The sequence below is a fragment of the Streptomyces sp. NPDC088194 genome, from assembly GCF_040702025.1.
GTDB lineage: Bacteria > Actinomycetota > Actinomycetes > Streptomycetales > Streptomycetaceae > Actinacidiphila.
This window is the reverse complement of record NZ_JBFBIV010000048.1, coordinates 1-19,775: the sequence shown is the minus strand read 5'-3', so window position 1 is coordinate 19,775 and position 19,775 is coordinate 1. Positions and strand designations below refer to the sequence as shown.

Below are 19,775 nucleotides of genomic sequence, written 5' to 3'. Positions count from 1 at the left end.
GCGGCAAGGGCGCGTACGGCCGGCCGTTGCTGCCAGACTGGGGCGATGGAGCCCAGTCACTTCCGTGTCACGCGCGTCAGGCTCAAGCAGTACCGCAGCCTCGCCGAAGCAGACGTCCGGCTCGGGGACCTGGTCTTCCTCGTCGGCCCCAACGGCGCGGGGAAGAGCAACTTCCTCGACGCGCTGCGGCTGGTGTCCGACGGGGTCGGCGGCTCGCTGGCGGAGGCGCTGCGCGAGCGTGGCGGCGCGGCGCAGGTGCGGCGCAGGGCCCCGGGCCACCCGGACCGCTTCTCGGTGCGGCTGTCCTTCGAGGGCCCCGACGAGGGCCGCGGCCCGCTCACCGGCACGTACGGCGTGCAGGTCGCGGCCGCGCGCAAGGGCGGGTTCCGGATCGCCCGGGAGCGCTGCGAGGTGGCGGCCGGCGAGGCCCGCGCCGCCTTCCGGGTGGCGGACGGCACGCTGACCACGAGCACCGAGCGGAAGCTGCCGCCGGCCGACCCGGGCCGCCTGCTGCTGGCGGAGCTCGGCCGGCACAAGGCGTTCGCGGCCGCGCACGCGGGGCTGGCGGGCATCCGGTCGTTCAGCCTCGACCCGGCAGCCATGCGGGCGCCGACGCCGCCGCGGGACGGCCGGGCGCTGCTGCGCGACGGCGCGAACGCCGCGGCCGTGCTGCACCGGCTGCGCCGGGTCGCCGACGGGGCGGATCTGCGCCGCCTCGACAGCTATCTGCAGCGGATCGTGCCGGGCCTGCGCGGTACCCGCCGGCGGGTGCTGGAGGGCGCGGAGACCGTGGAGTTCACCCAGGACACCGCGGGCTCCGCCCATCCCTGGAAGTTCACCGCGCCCTCGGTGTCGGACGGCACGCTGCGCGCCCTCGGCGTGCTGCTCGCGCTCTTCGCGCCGGTCGACGGACGGTACGGAGTGGTCGCCGTCGAGGAGCCGGAGACCGCGCTGCACCCGGCGGCCGCCGCCGTCCTGCGGGAGGCGCTGCGCGACGCGGCCGACCGGCGGCAGGTCCTCGTCACCAGCCACAGCCCCGAACTGCTCGACCACGAGGACGTCGAGGCGGCGTCCGTGCGGGCGGTCCGCGCCGAGCAGGGGCGCACCACGATCGGCGAACTCGACGAACCGGCCGCGTTCGCGCTGGGCGCCGGGCTCGACACGGCCGGGCACCTCCTGCGCACCGGGGGGCTGGTCCCCCGCCCGACGCCGGCCGCCGACCACGAACCCGCGACGCGCACGACGGCGCCGTAGCGCCGCCGGCACGGCACCCAGCGGACCGGGGCGCCCCGAACCGCCTTGCGAGGAAAGGGACTTCGCGGGCACGTCCACGGGAGCCGTAGGCGCGCGGGTGGGCACCGGGTCAGGAGTGCCAGCGGGCCGCGAGGGTGGGGGGCTTGCGGAAGACGAGGCCGCGCGGGGCGCTCGGGCGGCTCGCGTCGAGCCGCAGGTGGGGAAGCCGTTCGAAGCAGGCCCGCAGGGCGACGCGGGCTTCGAGCCGGGCCAGGTGCGCGCCGACGCAGAAGTGCGGGCCGTGCGCGAACGCCAACTGGAGCCGGGCGTTGGGGCGGTGGACGTCGAAGCAGTCCGGGTCGGGGAAGACCGCGGGGTCGCGGTTGGCGCCGGCCAGCGAGACGGTGACCAGGTCGCCGGCCCGGACCCGTATGCCCGCCAGGTCCGTGTCGCGGGTGGCGTAGCGGTCCACGACGGCGGCGCCCGGCTCCAGCCGCAGGGATTCCTCGACCGCGTTGTCCAACAGGTCGGGATCGGCGAGGAGTCGGGCCACCAGCTCGGGCTCGGCGAGGATGTGCAGCAGCGCGTTGGCGATCATCGCCTCGGTGGTCTCGATGCCGCCGAAGAGCAACACGGCCGCGTTGGAGGCCAGTTCGGGCAGGTCGAGCCGGCCGTCGGCGGCAGCGGCCACCAGCAGGGAGTCCGCGGCGCCCGCGTCGAGGGTGCCGGCGACCGCCGCGCGCAGCGCCTGGTACGCGGCCGGGCCCTCGGCTCCCGCGTCCTCGCCGTGGGTGAGCCGGTCGACGGCCCGCACGATCTGGTCGTACCAGCCCAGGATGGCCGGGACGGGGACGTCGGTCAGCCCCAGCACCTCGGCCATCACCACCGCCGCGAGCGGCCCGGCGAAGTCCCGGCGCAACTCGGCGGCGCCGCGCGGCGCCAGGCCGTCGAGCAGCCGGTCGGCCTCGCGCCGTACGATCTCGCCGAACGCGGCATGCACCGCGCGCGGCCGGAACGGGGCCACGAACGGGTCCCGGTGGCGGGCGTGTTCGGGTCCGTCCAGCGAGAGCATGCTCGGGCCGACCACCCGCGCCGTGGTGAACCTCGGGTCGTCCACGGTGAACGCGGCGGCGTCCCGCATGACCTCCACGGCCAGTGCCCGGCCCGTCACCATCCATCCGCCGAGCGCGGGCAGCCACACCACGGGCGCGCGTTCGCGCAGTTCCGCGAGGTGCGGGTGCGGGTCTTCGGCGAGTTCGGCAAGGGTGACCACGCCACGACCCTAACCGGCCCCGCCCCGGCGCCCCCGGGCCGGGCCGCTCCGGGCGGCCCCGGGCCGGGCGGTCAGTAGCCGCGGCGCAGCGTCGTCGTGTGGGCGTCCTTGAGCCGGTTGGCGCGGCGGCGGCGCTCGTCGGAGAGTTCGGCGACGGCGTGGACGACGGCGGAGAGCACGGCCGCGACGGAGGGGTCGGCGACCTGTGCGGCGAGGTCGGGCGGGAGGTCGACGGGGTCGGCGGGGTCGGGCGCGGGAAGGCCCGCCGACGGGTCCGGCGGCGGGGGCGACGGGTCGGGCCGGTGCCCGGTGACGCCGATGGTCGTGGCGAGGGCGACCAGCACCGGCTCGTCGGCCGCCCAGCGGTGGCCGGCCCGGCGGCGGTCGTCGGTGTCCAGCAGCACCATCCGGCTGCCGCCGAACACCCACCAGCGCCGCCGGCGCTGCCGGGTGAGCCGGCCCTCGTCGGTGAAGGCGGCCAGATACACGGCGGGCAGCCCGCGGCCGCGGCGCCACAGCCAGTCGTCGAGGGTCTCGAACGGCAGCGTGCGGGACATCGCGACGGCGGCCTCGCCCAGCAGCCGGTCCTCGTGCGGCAGCCGCGCCCCCGGCACGATCCGGCCGCGGTCCAGGGTGGCCGCGCCCGCTCGCAGTAGGTCGACCAGTTCCGCGCCGGCGAGCCCGAGCGACAGATCGCCGCGCTCCACGGTCCGGCTGGACGGCATGTCCATCGTGACGGTCAGAAGATCACGCGCTGTGGTCATGGCAGGCTTCCCGTTCCGGGCGACGGCGACCGGCACACGGTCGCTCTCCCGCCGGCCCACCTGCCCGATTATCCCTCCCCCCGGCCCGTCCGGGCAGCCCGACCCGGCCGGTGCGACACACGTGGGCCCGGCCGGTCCTACGCCGCCGGCGTCGTGGGCGTCAGCGGGATCGTGAAGTCGTCCTCGACCGGCGGGTCGAGTTCGTGGGCGCGCAGCCCGGTGGCGGCGTAGCACCGTATCCGGATCGCCTCGGGGGTGACGTCCAGGCGGAGGAAGTTCTTGAAGAACGGCGGGCTGTAGGTCGCCGAGCCCGGGGAGAGCACCTGGGTGAGCGTGCGGCGGACCGGCAGCCGGAACCTGGACCGGCGGCGCCGGTGGGACGCGACACCCAGCACGGACGCGACGAAGCGGGCCCTGAGCGTCACCGTGCGGTCGGAGGCGCGGACCGGGGTGGTGCCCAGCCGGTGCGCGACGACCGCGGACGCCTGGTCGGGGGTGAGGTCGAAGAGCCGCCGCAGCCGCAGCCTGCGCCCGTAGAGCCGGCTGTAGAAGGCGAGCGAGTCGCCGCGCATCGGGTAGCAGCGGAAGTCGTCCTCGCCGACGCCGCCGACCGAGACCCGCGGGATCGTGTGGGTGGCGTGCATGAACGCCCCGCCGCCACCGGAGACGACGTACTCGATCCGGCGGCCACCGACGTCCACGGGGTAGTGCTGGTAGTTGTGGATGTCGCCGCCGATCGCGGCGACGAAGTGGTGCGCGGGGTCGCGGACGACCTCGTCCACGGTGCCGCCGCCGGCTATCGCGCACGGGTGGTGTTCGCCGTCGACGTAGATCGGCGAGCCGGTGACCAGGATCTTCGGCCGCGGTCCGCGCGCGACCCGGCGCAGCCACTCGCCCTGTTCCCGGTCGATGTCGCCGAGCAGCCCGGTGTCGATGCCGATGATCCGTATCGGCCCGCTGTCCATCGCCCAGTACGGGCCCGGCTGGGACGCGGCCTGCGCGGGGGCGGAGCGCATCTGCCGGGCCTGGTCCAGCAGCGCGTCGTCGGGGGTGTCCGGCCGCGCCCACAGCAGGCCCCGCCACCACGCGGCCGACAGCGGGCGGGCCCGCGCGGCGGGCGGCAGGGCCGGGGCGCGGCAGAACACCCGCATGAAGCCGGTGAGGCCGTCGTACCAGTCGTGGTTGCCGGGTATCGCGTAGATCGGCGCGTCGTAGTCGCGGTAGGGGCGGAAGAACTTCGTCGGGTAGTCGTTGCCGGTGCCGACCGGGTAGATGACATCGCTGCACACCACCGCGTAGCGGGTTCCGGCGCCTTCCTTGAGCAGGCCGGGGACCACCGCGTACTGCGGGCCGTCGCCCTCGCCGGTGTCCCCGAGCAGCATGAAGGAGAACGTGTCGGGGTCGTCCCGGGTGATCACCAGGTCGCCCTCGGCGGCGCCGCGTTCGGTCTGGGCGCCGACCCAGCGCTGCCGGTCGGTCCCGGTCGGGTCGCCGAAGATCGAGGCGAGCGGGCCGTTGCGGGCCCGCCACAGGGTGGCCGGGTTCAGCCAGGAGAGTTCGACCACCCGGGGCGGCATCAACTCCCGGTAGCGGCCGGGTTCCTGGTCCTGCCAGCCGGCACCGGCCGACGAGTCACGCGAGGAGGCGGGCATCGGCGCACTGTGGCACACTCCCGGGCCCGGGTCCAGGGACGGCGGCCGGGCTACGACGGGTCCCGGCCGTGCGTCGTACGGCCCGGCGCCGGTGTCAACAGCGCGTCAAGGTCCGGGTGATCGGCGCCAGGAAGTCGTCAACGCGCCCGCCCGCACGGCGTGCCCTCGGCTTGCGTGGACCGGATGATCCCGGAACACGACCCGGCCGGGCCCTCGGCCCGCCGCCCGGCGCCCACGCACGCCCAGGCCCAGAACCCGGAACGGGTCCAGGCCCAGAACCCGGAACAGGTCCAGCCGCGAGCGACCACGCCCTTCTCGCAATCCTCGGGCTCCCACCCCTCGGGCTCCCACCCTTCGGACTCCCACGCCGCGGGCTCCCCGCCGACGGGCGACGCGTGGGAACCCGCCGGGCGGACGGGCCGGCGCGGGCTGCTCAAGGTGTTCCTGGGCGCGGCCCCCGGCGTCGGCAAGACCTACCGGATGCTGGACGAGGGCCACCGCAGGGCGGAGCGCGGCACGGACGTGGTGGTGGCGCTGGTGGAGTGCCACCAGCGGCCGCACACGCTGGCGCTGGTGGAGGGCCTGGAAGTGGTGCCCCGGCTGGAGCGGGAGTACCGCGGCACCGTGGTCGGCGAGATGGACCTGGCGGCGGTGCTGGCCCGCCGCCCCGAGGTCGCGCTGGTGGACGAGCTGCCGCACTCCAACCCGCCCGGCATGCGCAACGCCAAGCGCTGGCAGGACGTCGAGACACTGCTCGCCGCAGGCATCGACGTGGTCACCACCGTCAACATCCAGCACCTGGAGTCGGTCAACGACGTGGTCGAGAAGATCACGGAGGTGCCGCAGCGCGAGACGGTGCCAGACGAGATGGTGCGCCGCGCCCACCAGATCGAGCTGGTGGACATGCCGGCGGAGGCGCTGCGCCGCCGGATGGCGCACGGCAACGTCTACGGCGCGGAGAAGGTCGACGCGGCCCTCGCCAACTACTTCCGGATCGGGAACCTGACCGCGCTGCGGGAGCTGGCGCTGCTGTGGGTGGCGGGGCGGGTGGACGAGGCGCTGCACCACTACCGCAGCGAGCACGGCATAGGGCGGGTGTGGGAGACCAAGGAACGCGTGGTGGTGGCGCTGACCGGCGGCCCGGAGGGCGAGACGCTGATCCGCCGGGCGGCGCGGATCGCCGACCGGTCGGCGGGCGGCGCCCCGCCGGGCATCGACGGGGGGCGGGACCTGCTGGCGGTGCACGTGGCGCGCAGCGACGGGCTGGCGGTGGGCGCCTCGCCGGCCGCGCTGGCCCGGCAGCGGCAGCTCGTGGAGAGCCTGGGCGGCAGCTACCACTCGGTGGTCGGCGACGACGTGCCGGTGGCGCTGCTGGAGTTCGCCCGCGGGGTGGGGGCGACCCAGCTGGTGCTGGGCACCAGCAGCCGGCGGCGGTGGGAGCGGCTGCTGACCGGGCGGGGCATCGGCGAGACCACGGTGGGCAGTTCGGCGGACATCGACGTGCACATGGTCACCCATGAGCGGGCCGGGCACGGCCGGCTGCTGCCCTCGCGGCGCCGCACCCTGACCACCTGGCGGCTGGTGGCGGGGCCGGTGAGCGGGCTGGTGCTGCCGCTGGCGCTCACCGCGGTCCTCGCGGGCAACCGCGGCAGCCTCAACCTGACCAGCGAGGCGCTGCTGTTCCTGCTGGCGGTGGTCGGGGTGGCCTGCTTCGGCGGGGTGGTCTCGGCGGTGGTGGCGTCGGTGACCGCGTCGCTGCTGCTGAACTACTACTTCATCCCGCCGGTGGGGCAGTTCACCATCGCCGAGCCCAACAACATCCTGGCGCTCGCGGTGTTCGTGGTGGTCGCGGGCACGGTCGCGGCCGTCGTGGACCGCTCGCTGCGGCTGTCGCGCCGGGCGGCCCGGGCCACCGCCGAGGCCGAGACGCTGTCGTCCCTGGCGGGCAGCATCGTCCGCGGCGGCGACGCGCTGCCCGCGCTGCTGGAACGGGCCCGCGAGACGTTCGGGATGGACAGCGCCGAAATGGTCCCGGCGGAGCCGAGCGGTACGGGCCCGGCGGAGCCGAGCGGCACGGCCCCGGCGGGCAGCGGCGTTACGGCCGTCGGCGGCGGCACGGCGAGCGGCGGCGGTCCGCAGGGCCCCCGCGGCACCGCCACCGGCACCAGGCCCCCCGCCACCGCCACCGCCACCGCGACCACCCCCGCCTCCGGTATCAGCACCGCCACCGGCACCGGCCCGTACGACGGCGGCGCGGGCGCCGCCGTCCGGGTGCCCGCGGGCGACGGCATGGTGCTGCTGCTGCGCGGCCGGCCGCTCTCCGCCTCCGACCAGCGCGTGCTGGCCGCCTTCGCTGCCCACGTGTCCGGGGCGGCCGAGCGGGCCAGGCTCGCCGAGGCCGCCGCCGAGGTGGAGCCGGTGAAGGCCGCCGACCGGATGCGTACGGCGCTGCTCGCCGCGGTCAGCCACGACCTGCGCACCCCGCTGGCGGTCGGCTGGGCCGCGGTCAGCTCGCTGCGCAGCCAGGACGTGGAGTTCTCGGCCGAGGACCGCGAGGAGCTGCTCGCCACCGCCGAGGAGTCGCTGGCCCGGCTGAGCCGGCTGGTGGACAACCTGCTGGACATGAGCCGGCTCCAGGCGGGCGCCCTGCGGCTGCGGCTGCGGGCCACCGCGCTGGAGGAGGTGCTGCCGGCCGCGCTGGAGTCGCTGCCCGCCGACGCCCCGGGCATCGACACCCGCGGCCTGGAGCGGGCCCCGGCCGTCCTGGCCGATCCGCCGCTGCTGGAGCGCGTCATCGCCAACCTGCTGGCCAACGCGGTACGGCACGCCCCTGCCCGCCGGCCGGTCGTGCTGACCGCGAGCGCGCTGGGCGACCGGGTGGAGCTGCGGGTGATCGACCGCGGCCCGGGGATGCCCGCGCGGGACCGCGAGCGGGCCTTCGAGCCGTTCCAGCGGATGGGCGACCGCGACAACGGCACCGGGCTCGGCCTGGGCCTGGCGCTGGCCCGCGGCCTGGCCGAGGCGATGCACGGCTCCCTCACCCCCGAGGACACCCCCGGCGGCGGCCTGACGATGGTGCTGTCGCTGCCCGCCGCGGGTCCCGCGCCGGCGCCGGTCCCCTACCCGGACCCCGACCCGGACCGGCCGTAGCCGCCGGCTCTGCCCGGCCCCCGCCCCGGCCGTGCCCCGGCGTCAAGACGCCGTCAAGGCCGCAGGTGAGCGCGTCAGGAAGGCGCTAACGGGGAGCTCCCGGCCGGCCGGGGAGGGATTCAGTAAGGAGGCCGACCGGCAACCGGTCGGCATCGCCCACCGGCCGGCGCACGGCTCGTGGGCGGTCCCGTCCCCTTCGACCGACTGCCCGGGGTGCCTTCGCATGCCAGACCTCCTGTTCATCCTTCTCACCGTCGCGGTGTTCACCGTCATCGGCCTCATAGCCAAGGGGGTGGAGCGGCTGTGAGCGCGGAGAACGTCGTCGGACTCGTCGTCGCCGTGGCCCTGGTCGGTTACCTGGTGCTGGCCCTGATCCACCCGGAGAAGTTCTAGTGAACGACACCCTCGCGGGCTGGCTGCAGATCCTCGCGCTGCTCGCCGTACTCGCCCTGTCCTACCGGCCGTTGGGCGACTACATGGCCCATGTGCTGACCTCCGCCCGGCATCTGCGGGTGGAGCGGCTGATCTACCGCGTCGGCGGGGTCGACGGCGACGCCGACCAGCGCTGGCCGGTCTACCTGCGCAGCGTGCTGGCGTTCTCCGCGGTGTCCGTGCTGTTCCTCTACGGGCTGCAACGGCTCCAGAACCACCTGCTGCTGGCGATCGGCATGAAGGCGGTGACGCCGGGCGTGGCCTTCAACACCGCGGCGTCGTTCGTCACCAACACCAACTGGCAGTCGTACTCGGGCGAGACCACGATGGGCCACCTGGTGCAGATGGCCGGGCTCGCGGTGCAGAACTTCGTGTCGGCCGCGGTGGGCATCGCGGTCGTCGCGGCCCTGATCCGCGGCTTCACCCGCAAGCGCACCGACCGGGTCGGCAACTTCTGGGTGGACCTGACCCGGATCGTGCTGCGGGTGCTGCTGCCGATCGCGTTCGTCTTCGCGATCGTGCTGGTCGCGGCCGGCGCGGTGCAGAACTTCCACGGCGTGCAGTCGATCTCCACGCTCGTCGGCGACCACCAGAGCCTCACCGGCGGACCGGTCGCCTCGCAGGAGGTGATCAAGGAACTCGGCACCAACGGAGGCGGCTTCTACAACGCCAACTCCGCCCACCCGTTCGAGAACCCCAACGCGTTCACCAACCTGGTGGAGATCTACCTGCTGCTGGTGATCGCGGTCAGCCTGCCGCGCACCTTCGGCAAGATGGTCGGCGACAAGCGCCAGGGCTACGCGATCCTCGCCGTGATGGCCCTGATCTGGGCCGCGTCGGTGGCCGTGATCACCGTCAACGAGCTGCACAGCGTGCACAGCGCGGCCGGCCACGCGGCCGGCGGGATGATGGAGGGCAAGGAGCAGCGGATCGGCGTGTGGGGGTCGGCGCTGTTCGCCACGTCCACCACGCTCACCTCGACCGGCGCGGTCAACTCCTTCCACGACTCGTACTCGCCGCTCGGCGGCGGCATGACGATCTTCAACATGATGCTGGGCGAGATCGCGCCCGGCGGCACCGGCTCCGGCCTGTACGGCATCCTCGTCCTGGCGATCATCGCGGTCTTCGTGGCCGGGCTGATGGTCGGCCGCACCCCGGAGTACCTGGGCAAGAAGCTCGGCGGCCGGGAGATGAAGTTCGCGTCGCTGTACATCCTCACCACCCCCGCGGTGGTGCTGGTCGGCGCGGGGCTGGCGATGGCGCTGCCCGGCGAGCGGGCCGGGATGCTCAACTCCGGTGCGCACGGCTTCTCCGAGGTGCTGTACGCCTTCACCTCCGCCGCCAACAACAACGGCTCGGCGTTCGCCGGTCTGTCGGTCAACACCAACTGGTACAACACCGCGCTCGGCCTGGCGATGCTCGTCGGCCGGTTCCTGCCGATGGTGTTCGTGCTCGCGCTGGCCGGCTCGCTCGGCAAGCAGCAGCCGGTGCCCGCGACCGCGGGCACGCTGCCCACCCACCGGCCGCAGTTCGTCGGCCTGCTCACCGCGGTGATCGTCATCGTGGTCGGGCTCACCTACTTCCCGGCGCTCGCGCTGGGACCGCTCGCGGAAGGTCTGCACTGATGTCGTCCCTGACCACTCTGGAACCCCCCGCGTCACCGGGGCCGGCGCCGCAGCGCCAGGAGCAGCACCGGGTCTCCGGCGGCATGCTGGACCCCAAGCAGCTGCTGACCTCGCTGCCGGACGCGTGCCGCAAGCTCGACCCCCGGGTGATGGTGAAGAACCCGGTGATGTTCGTGGTCGAGGTCGGCTCGGTGCTGACCACCCTGGACGCGATCAAGGACCCGAGCGTCTTCGCCTGGGTGATCACCGTGTGGCTGTGGCTGACCGTGGTGTTCGCCAACCTCTCCGAGGCGGTCGCCGAAGGGCGCGGCAAGGCGCAGGCCGAGACGCTGCGCCGGACCAAGACCGCCACCGTCGCCCGCCGGCTGGCCTCCTTCCGGCCCGGCGCGCCGGGAGTGGAGGAGGAGGTGCCCGCCTCCTCGCTGCGGCTGGGCGACCACGTGGTGGTCGAGGCCGGGCAGACCATCCCCGGTGACGGCGACGTCGTGGAGGGCGTCGCGTCCGTCGACGAGTCCGCGATCACCGGCGAGTCCGCGCCGGTGATCCGCGAGTCCGGCGGCGACCGCTGCGCGGTGACCGGCGGCACCTCGGTGCTCTCCGACCGGATCGTCGTGAAGATCACCTCCAAGCCCGGTGAGACCTTCATCGACCGGATGATCGCGCTGGTGGAGGGCGCGGCCCGGCAGCGTACGCCGAACGAGATCGCGCTCAACATCCTGCTGGCGTCGCTGACCATCGTCTTCCTGCTCGCCGTGGTGACGCTCCAGCCGTTCGCGATCTACGCGGGCGCCGAGCAGTCGCTGGTGATCCTGGTGTCGCTGGTGGTGGCGCTGATACCGACCACGATCGGGGCGCTGCTGTCGGCGATCGGCATCGCCGGCATGGACCGGCTGGTGCAGCGCAACGTGCTGGCGATGTCCGGGCGCGCGGTCGAGGCCGCGGGTGACGTGACCACGCTGCTGCTGGACAAGACCGGCACCATCACCCTCGGCAACCGGCAGGCCGCGGAGTTCCTGCCGGCCGAGGGTGTCACCGCCGAGCGGCTCGCCGACGCGGCGCAGCTGTCGTCGCTGGCCGACGAGACGCCTGAGGGCCGCTCGATCGTGGTGCTCGCCAAGGAGCGCTACGGGCTGCGGGCGCGCGCCGAAGGACGGCTGCCGCGGGCGGAGTTCGTGCCGTTCACCGCGCAGACCCGGATGAGCGGGGTGGACCTCGCCGAGGACGGCGGGCAGCGCAGCCTGCGCAAGGGCGCCACGAGCGCGGTGATGCAGTGGATACGGGACAACGGCGGCCGCCCCGCCGAGGACGTCGGCCCGCTGGTCGACGCGATCGCGGGCGGCGGCGGCACCCCGCTGGTCGTCGGCGAGGTCGTCCGCCGGGACGGGACGACCACCGCCTCGGTGCTCGGCGTGATCAACCTCAAGGACGTCGTCAAGGCCGGCATGCGCGAGCGCTTCGACGAGCTGCGCCGGATGGGCATCCGCACCGTGATGATCACCGGCGACAACCCGCTCACCGCCAAGGCCATCGCAGACGAGGCCGGCGTCGACGACTTCCTCGCCGAGGCCACCCCCGAAGACAAGATGGCGCTCATCAAACGGGAGCAGGCCGGCGGCAAACTCGTCGCGATGACCGGCGACGGCACCAACGACGCACCCGCCCTCGCGCAGGCCGACGTCGGCGTCGCCATGAACACCGGCACCTCGGCCGCCAAGGAGGCCGGGAACATGGTGGACCTGGACTCCAACCCCACCAAGCTCATCGAGATCGTCGAGATCGGCAAGCAACTGCTCATCACCCGGGGCGCGTTGACGACCTTCTCGATCGCCAACGACGTCGCGAAGTACTTCGCGATCATCCCGGCGATGTTCGCCGGGGTCTACCCGGGCCTGCGCCACCTCAACGTGATGGACCTGCACAGCCCGACCTCGGCGATCACCTCGGCGATCGTGTTCAACGCGCTGATCATCGTGGTGCTGATCCCGCTGGCGCTGCGCGGGGTGCGCTACAAGCCGTCGTCGGCCTCGGCGCTGCTCAGCCGCAACATCTGGGTGTACGGCCTGGGCGGCCTGGTCCTGCCGTTCGTCGGCATCAAACTCATCGACCTCGTCGTGCAGTTCATCCCCGGACTGAACTGAGAAAGGGGAACCCCTCATGCGTATCGTGCGCAGTCATCTGGCGGCCCTGCGGATGCTCCTGGTCTTCACCGTGCTCTGCGGGCTGGCGTATCCGCTGCTGGTCACCGGTGTCGCCCAGGCGGCGTTCCCCGCCAAGGCGAACGGCTCGCAGGTGAAGCTGGACGGCAAGGTCGTCGGCTCCAGCCTGATCGGGCAGAACTTCGACCTGCCCAAGAAGAACCCCAACGACCCGAACGAGGTGGCCAAGCCGGACCCGAAGTGGTTCCAGCCGCGGCCGTCGTCCGGCGGCTACGACCCGCTGGCCTCCGGCGCCTCCAACCTCGGCCCGAACGACCCCGACCTGGTCAAGGCGATCAAGGAGCGCCGGGCGGCGGTCGCCGCGTTCGACGGGGTGAACCCGAAGGACGTGCCGCCCGACGCGGTCACCGCCTCCGGTTCCGGCCTGGACCCGGACATCTCGAAGGCGTACGCCGCCGAGCAGGTCGACCGGGTGGCCAAGGCCCGCGGCCTGAGCACCGCCGAGGTGCGCCACCTGGTCGCGGCGAACACCCACGGCCGGCCGCTGGGCTTCCTCGGCACGCCGTACGTCGACGTGGTCACCCTCAACCTGGCGCTCGCGAAGCTGGGTTGACCATGACGCGCATCCTCGTCGTCGATGACGAACCGCAGATCGTCCGGGCCCTGGTGATCAACCTGCGGGCGCGCCGCTACGAGGTGGACGCCGCCTACGACGGCACCACCGCGCTGCAGATGGCCGCCGACCGGCACCCGGACGTGGTGCTGCTCGACCTCGGCCTGCCCGACATGGACGGCGTGGACGTGATCGCCGGGATACGGGGCTGGACCCGGGTGCCGATCATCGTGCTGTCGGCCCGGCACAGCTCCGACGAGAAGGTGGAGGCGCTGGACGCGGGCGCGGACGACTACGTCACCAAGCCGTTCGCGATGGACGAGCTGCTGGCCCGGCTGCGGGCGGCCGAGCGGCGCCGCTCCGACCAGGAGCAGGGGCCGGCGGCCGCCCGGCTGGAGACGGCGGCCTTCACCGTGGACCTGGCCGCGAAGAAGGCGACCCGGCACGGTGCGGACGTCCGGCTGACCCCCACCGAGTGGCACCTGCTGGAGGCGCTGGTCCGCAACCCGGGCCGGCTGGTCAGCCAGAAGCAGTTGCTGCGGGACGTGTGGGGGCCGTCCTACCGGACGGAGACGAACTACCTGCGGGTCTACATGGCGCAGTTGCGCCGGAAGCTGGAGGACGACCCGACCCGGCCCCGGCACTTCGTCACCGAGCCGGGCATGGGCTACCGGTTCGAGCCATGAGGGACGGGTTCGAGCCGTAGGGCACAGCTTCGGGCCACAGGGCGCAGCTTCGGGCCGTAGCGGGCCCGGCGCGGCCGGACCGACGGCGGCCCCACCTGCTCTGACGCGATCGTCGTGCGATCGCACAAGCAAAGGTGGGGCCGCCGGTTGTTTGGATTATGCAATGTGACAGCAGACTTTCTCCTGGCAGATGCGGAACTATCATCTTGCACGTGCCCGCGCCCGGCGGCGCGGCGGAGAGGGAGAGTTTCTGTGACCACCCGACGTATCCGGTCCGCCCGGACCACCCGTGCCGCACGGTCCCGTGGCCTGTGCGCGGTGGCCGGCGGTGCCGCGCTGCTGCTCGCGCTCTCCGCCTGCTCCTCGTCGTCCTCCTCGGACAAGTCGACGTCCTCCGAGAAGCCCTCGTCCGGCGCGTCGGCCACCGGCGCGCAGAAGAAGGTCTCCGGCACCGTGGTGGTGTTCGCGGCGGCCTCCCTGAAGGAGACCTTCACGGCGCTCGGCAAGGACTTCCAGCAGGCGTACCCCGGCACGAAGGTCGTCTTCAGCTTCGGCGGCAGCGACCAGCTCGCGGCGAGCATCACCGGCGGCGCGCCGGCCGACGTGTTCGCGGCGGCCAGCCCGGCCACCATGAAGACCGTCACCGACAAGGGGGACGCGGCCGGCACGCCCGCCGACTTCGTCCGCAACCAGCTGGAGATCGCCACCCTGCCGGGCAACCCGAAGCAGATCCGCACCCTGAAGGACCTCACCAAGTCCGGCCTGTCGGTCGTGCTGTGCGCCAAGACCGTGCCGTGCGGCGCCGCCGCGCAGAAGGCGCTGAGCGCCAGCGGCCTCAAGCTCACCCCGAAGTCGTACGAGCAGGACGTGAAGTCCGCGCTGACGAAGGTGGAGCTGAAGGAGGCCGACGCGGCGGTGGTCTACCAGACCGACGTCAACAGCGCGGGCAGCAAGGTGCAGGGCGTGAACTTCCCCGAGTCCGCGAAGGCGATCAACGAGTACCCGATCGCGCCGCTGAAGGACGCGCCGAACCCTGACGGCGCGGCGGCGTTCATCGCCCTGGTGAAGTCCGCCGAGGGCCAGAAGGTGCTCACCCAGGCGGGCTTCCTCAACCCGTGAGCCCCGCGGTGAAGAACGCGGGCGCCACGGCGCCGGGACGGCTGTCCCGGCCGCGGCGCCCGCGCGGCGGGGGTGGCGCCGTCCCGCTGCCCCTGCTGCTGCCCGCCGTGGTCGGCCTGGCGTTCCTGCTGGTGCCGCTGCTGGCGCTGCTGGTGCGGGCCCCTTGGCGGGGCATGCCCGACCTGCTGACCAGCTCCGCGGTGTGGCAGGCGCTACGGCTGTCGCTGGAGACGGCGACTTCGGCGACGGCCGTGGCGCTGGTGCTCGGGGTGCCGCTGGCCTGGCTGCTGGCCAGGACCCGCTTCCCCGGCCGCCGGCTGGTACGGGCCCTGGTGACGCTGCCGTTGGTGCTGCCGCCGGTGGTCGGCGGGGTGGCGCTGCTGCTGGCGCTCGGCCGCAACGGGATCGTCGGCAAGTGGCTCGACTCGTGGTTCGGGATCACCCTGCCGTTCACCACGGCCGGGGTGGTGGTCGCGGAGGCGTTCGTGGCGATGCCGTTCCTCGTGATCAGCGTGGAGGGCACGCTGCGGGCCGCCGACAGCCGGTACGAGGAGGCCGCGGCGACGCTGGGCGCGTCCCGCTTCACCGCCTTCCGCCGGGTCACGCTGCCGATGATCGCGCCCGGGGTGGCGGCCGGCGCGGTGCTCGCCTGGGCGCGCGCGCTCGGCGAGTTCGGGGCGACGATCACCTTCGCCGGCAGCTTCCCCGGCCGCACCCAGACCATGCCGCTGTCGGTCTACCTCGCGCTGCAGGACGACCCGGACGCGGCCGTCGCGCTCAGCCTGGTGCTGCTCGCGGTCTCCATCACGGTCCTCGCCGGCCTGCGCGACCGCTGGACGGGGGCGAGCGCGGTATGAGCGCGGGCGAGGGCGGTACGGGCACGGGTGCCGCGGACGGACCCGGTACGGGCGAGCGCGGCGCGGGCGAGCGCGGCGCGGGCGAGCGCGGCGCGGGCGAGCGCGGCGCGGGGGCGGGCGAACGCGGTACGGGCGGGGGCGACCCGGAGACCGGTCTCGACGCCCGTCTCGTGGTGGACCGCGGGACCTTCCGGCTCGACGTGGAGCTGTCCGCGGCCCCCGGCGAGGTGCTGGCGCTGCTCGGCCCGAACGGCGCCGGCAAGACCACGTCGCTGCGCGCCCTGGCCGGGCTGACCGAGCTGACCCGGGGGCATCTGCGGCTGGACGGCCGGGTGCTGGAGCAGCCCGAGCGGCGGGTGCGGGTCGCGCCCGAGCGCCGCCCGGTCGGCGTGATCTTCCAGGACTACCTGCTCTTCCCGCACCTGAGCGCCCTGGACAACGTGGCGTTCGGGCCGCGCTGCCACGGCGCCACCCGGTCCGAGGCGCGCGCGCTCGCCGCCGGCCTGCTGGACCGGATGGGCCTGGCCGACCACGCGCACGTCAAGCCGCGCCGGCTGTCCGGCGGCCAGGCCCAGCGGGTCGCGCTGGCCCGGGCGCTGGCCACCGCCCCGCGGCTGCTGCTGCTCGACGAGCCGCTGGCCGCCCTGGACGCCGGCGCCCGGCTGGACGTACGCGCCGAACTGCGCCGGCACCTGGCCGCGTTCGAGGCGGTCGCGGTGCTGGTCACGCATGACCCGCTGGACGCGATGGTGCTCGCCGACCGGCTGGTGGTGGTCGAGCACGGCACCGTGGTGCAGCAGGGCACGCCCGCCGAGATCGCCCGCCACCCGCGCACGGACTACATCGCCCGGCTGGTCGGCCTGAACCTGTACCGGGGCGAGGCGGACGGCCATCTGGTCCGGGTCGGGCCGCGGTTCACGCTGACCGGCACCGAGGAGCTGACCGGACCGGCGTTCGTGGCGTTCCCGCCCAGCGCAGTCGCCCTGCACCGGCAGCGCCCCGACAGCTCCGCGCGCAACGCCTGGCGGGCCCGGATCACCGGCATGGAGTCGCACGGCGCGCAGTTCCGGATCGCGCTGGCCGGCGCGGAGGACGGCCTGCCGCTGGCCGCGGACCTGACCGCGCCCGCGGTCGCCGAACTCGACCTGCGCGAGGGCGCGGAGGTGTGGGCGTCGGTGAAGGCCGCCCAGACGCACGCCTATCCGGCCTGACCGCGCCGGCGCCGCAGAGGTCCGAACCATGTTCACGTCGGTGACCAGCGATTGAGTCCGTGACCGCCCAACGGGCCTGCCGGATCAGCCAATTGACTTTCGTTCAGCCCCTTGACTGCACTGTCGTCACCGCGCGATCCTCCCGTACCACGGACAGGAAAGTTTCCTTACCCCGCACCGCTACCCGCACCCGCACCCCCACCGCGGACCGAGGAGCCCCCCATGCGCGACAGCGTCCCGCACCGCACTCCCCCGCCGGCCGGCGGCCGGAGACGCTTCCGGCGCGCCATGATCCTGGTCGCCGCGGCAGCCGCGCTCGGCACCGCGGTCGCCGCGCTGCCCGGTACCGGCACCGCCTCAGCCTCCACCACGGCCTCCGCCGCCGCGCGGCCCGCCGCGCACGCCGCCCCCGCCGTGGCCGCCGCGCCGACCACCTTCACCCACCCCGGCGTGATGGTCAGCCTGCCCCAACTCGACTACATCAAGGGCAAGGTGCAGGCGAACGCCGAGCCGTGGAAGGACGCGTACGACCAGATGATCGGGAGTTCGTACGCCTCCTTGTCCCGCACCCCCAAGCCGCGCGCCAACGTGGAGTGCGGGTCGTACTCCAACCCCAACTACGGCTGCACGGACGAGCGGCAGGACGCGATCGCCGCGTACACCGACGCGCTGGCCTGGTACATCACCGGCAACAGCGCCTACGCGCAGAAGTCCATCGACCTGATGAACGCCTGGGCGTCGACCATCACCGAGCACACCAACAGCAACGCCCCGCTGCAGACCGGCTGGGCGGGCTCGGTGTGGCCGCGCGCCGCGGAGATCATCCGCTACACGTACGACGGCTGGTCCTCGTCGGACATCGCCAGGTTCTCCGACATGCTGCGCAACGTCTACCTGCCCGAGGTGATCAACGGCTCCAACAGCAACGGCAACTGGGAGCTGACGATGATGGAGGCCGCGGTCGGCATCTCCATCTTCCTGAACGACTCGTCCGACTACGACAAGGCGATCGCGCGCTACCTCAACCGGGTGCCGGCGTACATCTACCTGTCCTCGGACGGATCGCTGCCCAAGACCGTGCCGGGCAGCGGGCTGAACACCTCCGCGCAGATCATCAGTTACTGGCAGGGCCAGTCGACCTTCGTCGACGGTCTGACCCAGGAGACCTGCCGCGACTTCACCCACACCGGGTACGGCATCGCGTCCATCTCCGACATCGCCGAGACCGCGGCGATCCAGGGCCAGGACCTCTACCCCCAGGTCGGCGAGCGACTGCGGCAGGCGCTCGGCTTCCAGTCGAAGTACGAACTGGGCACCACGCCGCCGTCCTGGCTGTGCGGCGGACAGCTCGACCTCGGGCTCGGACCGGTCACCGAGGTCGGCTTCAACGCCCTCCACAACCGGATGGGCATCGCGATGACCAACACCCAGACCCTCACCGAGTCCCGCCGCCCCGCAGGCACGAACGACCTCTTCGTCGCCTGGGAGACCCTGACGAACGCCGACAACCCGGCGGTGGTGCCGGGCGGGTGAACGGCAACCCGCCGTCGCTGCCGAGGTCTCGTTCGCGGCTGACACCGGCGGTGGCTGGTCGCGCGGTTCCCCGCGCCCCTTGGTTCGTGCGGCTCCTCCGTGGAAGGAGCGTCACCCCGCCAAGGGGCGCGGCCGGCACGGTGTCCGTTTCGTTCAAGACCCGCCTCGGGGGCGGCGCCTAGCGTGGATGGCATGAACGCACACATCACGCCCCGCCTTGACCTCGCCTCGCTCACCGTCGCCGACATGGCCGCATCGCTGGCGTTCTACCGCCGGCTCGGGCTGGAGTTGCCGGACGACGCCGACGGGCAGCCGCATGTGGAGGTGGTGCTGCCCGGGGGGTTGCGGGTGGCGTGGGACACCGTGGAGACGGTGCGCTCGTTCGACCCGGGGTGGACGCCGGCGGTCGGCGCGCGGGTGGCGCTCGCCTTCGACTGCGGGAGTCCCGAAGGGGTGGACGCCTGCTACCGCGAGCTGACGGACGCGGGTCACGAGGGTCACCTCAAGCCGTGGGACGCCTTCTGGGGCCAGCGGTACGCCGTCGTCCACGACCCGGACGGCAACACGGTGGAGCTGTTCGCGGCGCTGCCTTCGGTCGCCACGGGCGCTACTTCCTGACCAGTTCGCCCAGCGGCACGCCGGCCAGCGCGCGCACCTCGCGGGAGAGGTGCGGCTGGTCGGCGTAGCCGGCTTCCGCGGCCACGTCGGCGAAGGGCGTGCCCGCGCGGGCGAGTTCCAGCGCCCGCTGGAGGCGGAGGATGCGCGCCAGCGTCTTCGGCCCGTACCCGAACGCGGCCTCGCAGCGGCGCCGCAACTGCCGCTCCCCCAGGCCGGTCCGGCCGGCCACCTCAGCGACCGTGCGCCCTGCCGCCAACGCCCCGGCCACCCGGCGCGGCAGCGGGTCGGCCGGGCCCACCTCGCGGGTGCGGCGGGAGACCCACTGCTCCAGCACCGCCACCGGATCGTCCCCGGCGCGCTCGGCCAGCTGCCGGGCCCGCGCCCCGGGCCACAGGTCCGCCAGCGGCACCCGCAGGTCCCGCATCTCGCGCGCGGGCACGCCCAGCAGCCCCGGGCCCGCGCCCGGCGCGAAGCGCAGTCCGGCGTAGGCGGCGCCCGGCCGGTCGTGCGCGGCGTGGGCCGCGGTGTCGGGGCCGGCGACCAGGAGGGTGCCGTCGTGCCAGATCAGGTCCATGCAGCCGTCGGGCAGCACGCGGTACTCACCGCCGCCGTCCGTCCGCGACCACACGGTGACCCCGCCGACCGGGTGCGCCCACTCGCTGTACACCCCTCCATTGTCGCCCGGCCGCGCCGGTCACCCGGCGGGCGGCCCGCCGTCGCCCCGGGGACGCGGGTACCGGGGGTTCACCGGCGGAAGGGGCGGCATGGGCGGCGGGGGCGGCGGCACGCGCGGCGAGGGCGGTCATGGGGTTCAGCAGGGGGCGGACCCAGGGGCGGGCGGGGGAGGGGTCGG

16 protein-coding genes are annotated in these 19,775 nt (G+C 74.0%); 12 read left to right on the top strand and 4 right to left on the bottom strand.

The window, feature by feature from the left end:
• Positions 1 to 45: 45 nt before the first annotated feature.
• Positions 46 to 1,254, top strand: coding sequence for an AAA family ATPase (locus AB0399_RS24825; RefSeq protein ID WP_366412841.1), 1,209 nt, complete (start codon positions 46 to 48; stop codon positions 1,252 to 1,254).
• A 109-nt stretch (positions 1,255 to 1,363) separates the two neighbouring features.
• On the opposite strand, the gene AB0399_RS24820 is transcribed toward AB0399_RS24825, so the two are convergent.
• From AB0399_RS24820 to AB0399_RS24810, 3 genes are all read right to left on the bottom strand, one after another.
• Positions 1,364 to 2,506 (bottom strand): cytochrome P450, encoded by a 1,143-nt coding sequence (locus AB0399_RS24820; protein WP_366412840.1) that lies wholly within the window; start codon positions 2,504 to 2,506, stop codon positions 1,364 to 1,366.
• A 71-nt stretch (positions 2,507 to 2,577) separates the two neighbouring features.
• Positions 2,578 to 3,270, bottom strand: a complete 693-nt coding sequence (locus AB0399_RS24815; RefSeq protein WP_329363750.1) for a GPP34 family phosphoprotein — start codon at positions 3,268 to 3,270, stop codon at positions 2,578 to 2,580.
• Between the two features lie 137 nt (positions 3,271 to 3,407).
• Positions 3,408 to 4,922 carry a metallophosphoesterase gene (locus AB0399_RS24810; protein ID WP_366412839.1) on the bottom strand — a complete coding sequence of 505 codons (1,515 nt, stop codon included), beginning with the start codon at positions 4,920 to 4,922 and terminating at the stop codon, positions 3,408 to 3,410.
• 183 nt (positions 4,923 to 5,105) lie between these two features.
• On the opposite strand from AB0399_RS24810, the gene AB0399_RS24805 reads away from it, so the two are divergent.
• The 11 genes from AB0399_RS24805 (at position 5,106) to AB0399_RS24755 (ending at position 18,922) form a co-directional block, all read left to right on the top strand.
• Positions 5,106 to 8,072 (top strand): ATP-binding protein, encoded by a 2,967-nt coding sequence (locus AB0399_RS24805; RefSeq protein ID WP_366412838.1) that lies wholly within the window; start codon positions 5,106 to 5,108, stop codon positions 8,070 to 8,072.
• A gap of 303 nt (positions 8,073 to 8,375) precedes the next feature.
• Positions 8,376 to 8,465, top strand: a complete 90-nt coding sequence (kdpF, locus tag AB0399_RS24800; protein ID WP_329363756.1) for a K(+)-transporting ATPase subunit F — start codon at positions 8,376 to 8,378, stop codon at positions 8,463 to 8,465.
• A complete protein-coding gene (kdpA, locus tag AB0399_RS24795) occupies positions 8,465 to 10,129 on the top strand; it encodes a potassium-transporting ATPase subunit KdpA (protein ID WP_329363757.1) in 1,665 nt (554 codons plus the stop codon). The genes kdpF and kdpA overlap by 1 nt, the downstream gene beginning before the upstream one ends.
• Positions 10,130 to 10,212: 83 nt before the next feature.
• Positions 10,213 to 12,267: a potassium-transporting ATPase subunit KdpB gene (gene kdpB, locus AB0399_RS24790; RefSeq protein ID WP_329373803.1), complete on the top strand. Its 2,055-nt coding sequence runs from the start codon at positions 10,213 to 10,215 to the stop codon at positions 12,265 to 12,267.
• A gap of 16 nt (positions 12,268 to 12,283) precedes the next feature.
• Complete coding sequence (gene kdpC, locus AB0399_RS24785) at positions 12,284 to 12,898, top strand: potassium-transporting ATPase subunit KdpC (protein WP_329363759.1); 615 nt, start codon at positions 12,284 to 12,286, stop codon at positions 12,896 to 12,898.
• Positions 12,899 to 12,900: 2 nt separating this feature from the next.
• Positions 12,901 to 13,584 (top strand): response regulator, encoded by a 684-nt coding sequence (locus AB0399_RS24780; protein ID WP_366412837.1) that lies wholly within the window; start codon positions 12,901 to 12,903, stop codon positions 13,582 to 13,584.
• 309 nt (positions 13,585 to 13,893) lie between these two features.
• Positions 13,894 to 14,703, top strand: a complete 810-nt coding sequence (modA, locus tag AB0399_RS24775) for a molybdate ABC transporter substrate-binding protein (protein WP_328474638.1) — start codon at positions 13,894 to 13,896, stop codon at positions 14,701 to 14,703.
• A 41-nt stretch (positions 14,704 to 14,744) separates the two neighbouring features.
• On the top strand, positions 14,745 to 15,560 hold the full coding sequence (locus AB0399_RS24770; protein WP_328474636.1) for an ABC transporter permease: 816 nt from the start codon (positions 14,745 to 14,747) through the stop codon (positions 15,558 to 15,560).
• Positions 15,557 to 16,771 carry an ABC transporter ATP-binding protein gene (locus AB0399_RS24765; protein ID WP_366412836.1) on the top strand — a complete coding sequence of 405 codons (1,215 nt, stop codon included), beginning with the start codon at positions 15,557 to 15,559 and terminating at the stop codon, positions 16,769 to 16,771. The genes AB0399_RS24770 and AB0399_RS24765 overlap by 4 nt, the downstream gene beginning before the upstream one ends.
• A gap of 222 nt (positions 16,772 to 16,993) precedes the next feature.
• Positions 16,994 to 18,304, top strand: a complete 1,311-nt coding sequence (locus AB0399_RS24760) for an alginate lyase family protein (RefSeq protein WP_366412835.1) — start codon at positions 16,994 to 16,996, stop codon at positions 18,302 to 18,304.
• Between the two features lie 204 nt (positions 18,305 to 18,508).
• On the top strand, positions 18,509 to 18,922 hold the full coding sequence (locus AB0399_RS24755; protein WP_366412870.1) for a VOC family protein: 414 nt from the start codon (positions 18,509 to 18,511) through the stop codon (positions 18,920 to 18,922).
• Here AB0399_RS24755 and AB0399_RS24750 read toward each other — a convergent pair.
• On the bottom strand, positions 18,912 to 19,589 hold the full coding sequence (locus AB0399_RS24750; protein WP_366412834.1) for a helix-turn-helix transcriptional regulator: 678 nt from the start codon (positions 19,587 to 19,589) through the stop codon (positions 18,912 to 18,914). The two genes, AB0399_RS24755 and AB0399_RS24750, sit on opposite strands and share 11 nt — an antisense overlap.
• Between the last annotated feature and the right edge of the window lie 186 nt (positions 19,590 to 19,775).

Coding starts and splice junctions, on each gene's coding strand:
- kdpB (WP_329373803.1), top strand. CDS start 10,213: ATGCTGGACCCCAAGCAGCTGCTGACCTCGCTGCCGGACGCGTGCCGC.
- AB0399_RS24765 (WP_366412836.1), top strand. CDS start 15,557: ATGAGCGCGGGCGAGGGCGGTACGGGCACGGGTGCCGCGGACGGACCC.
- AB0399_RS24780 (WP_366412837.1), top strand. CDS start 12,901: ATGACGCGCATCCTCGTCGTCGATGACGAACCGCAGATCGTCCGGGCC.
- AB0399_RS24825 (WP_366412841.1), top strand. CDS start 46: ATGGAGCCCAGTCACTTCCGTGTCACGCGCGTCAGGCTCAAGCAGTAC.
- AB0399_RS24805 (WP_366412838.1), top strand. CDS start 5,106: ATGATCCCGGAACACGACCCGGCCGGGCCCTCGGCCCGCCGCCCGGCG.
- AB0399_RS24760 (WP_366412835.1), top strand. CDS start 16,994: ATGCGCGACAGCGTCCCGCACCGCACTCCCCCGCCGGCCGGCGGCCGG.
- AB0399_RS24810 (WP_366412839.1), bottom strand. CDS start 4,922: ATGCCCGCCTCCTCGCGTGACTCGTCGGCCGGTGCCGGCTGGCAGGAC.
- kdpC (WP_329363759.1), top strand. CDS start 12,284: ATGCGTATCGTGCGCAGTCATCTGGCGGCCCTGCGGATGCTCCTGGTC.
- AB0399_RS24815 (WP_329363750.1), bottom strand. CDS start 3,270: ATGACCACAGCGCGTGATCTTCTGACCGTCACGATGGACATGCCGTCC.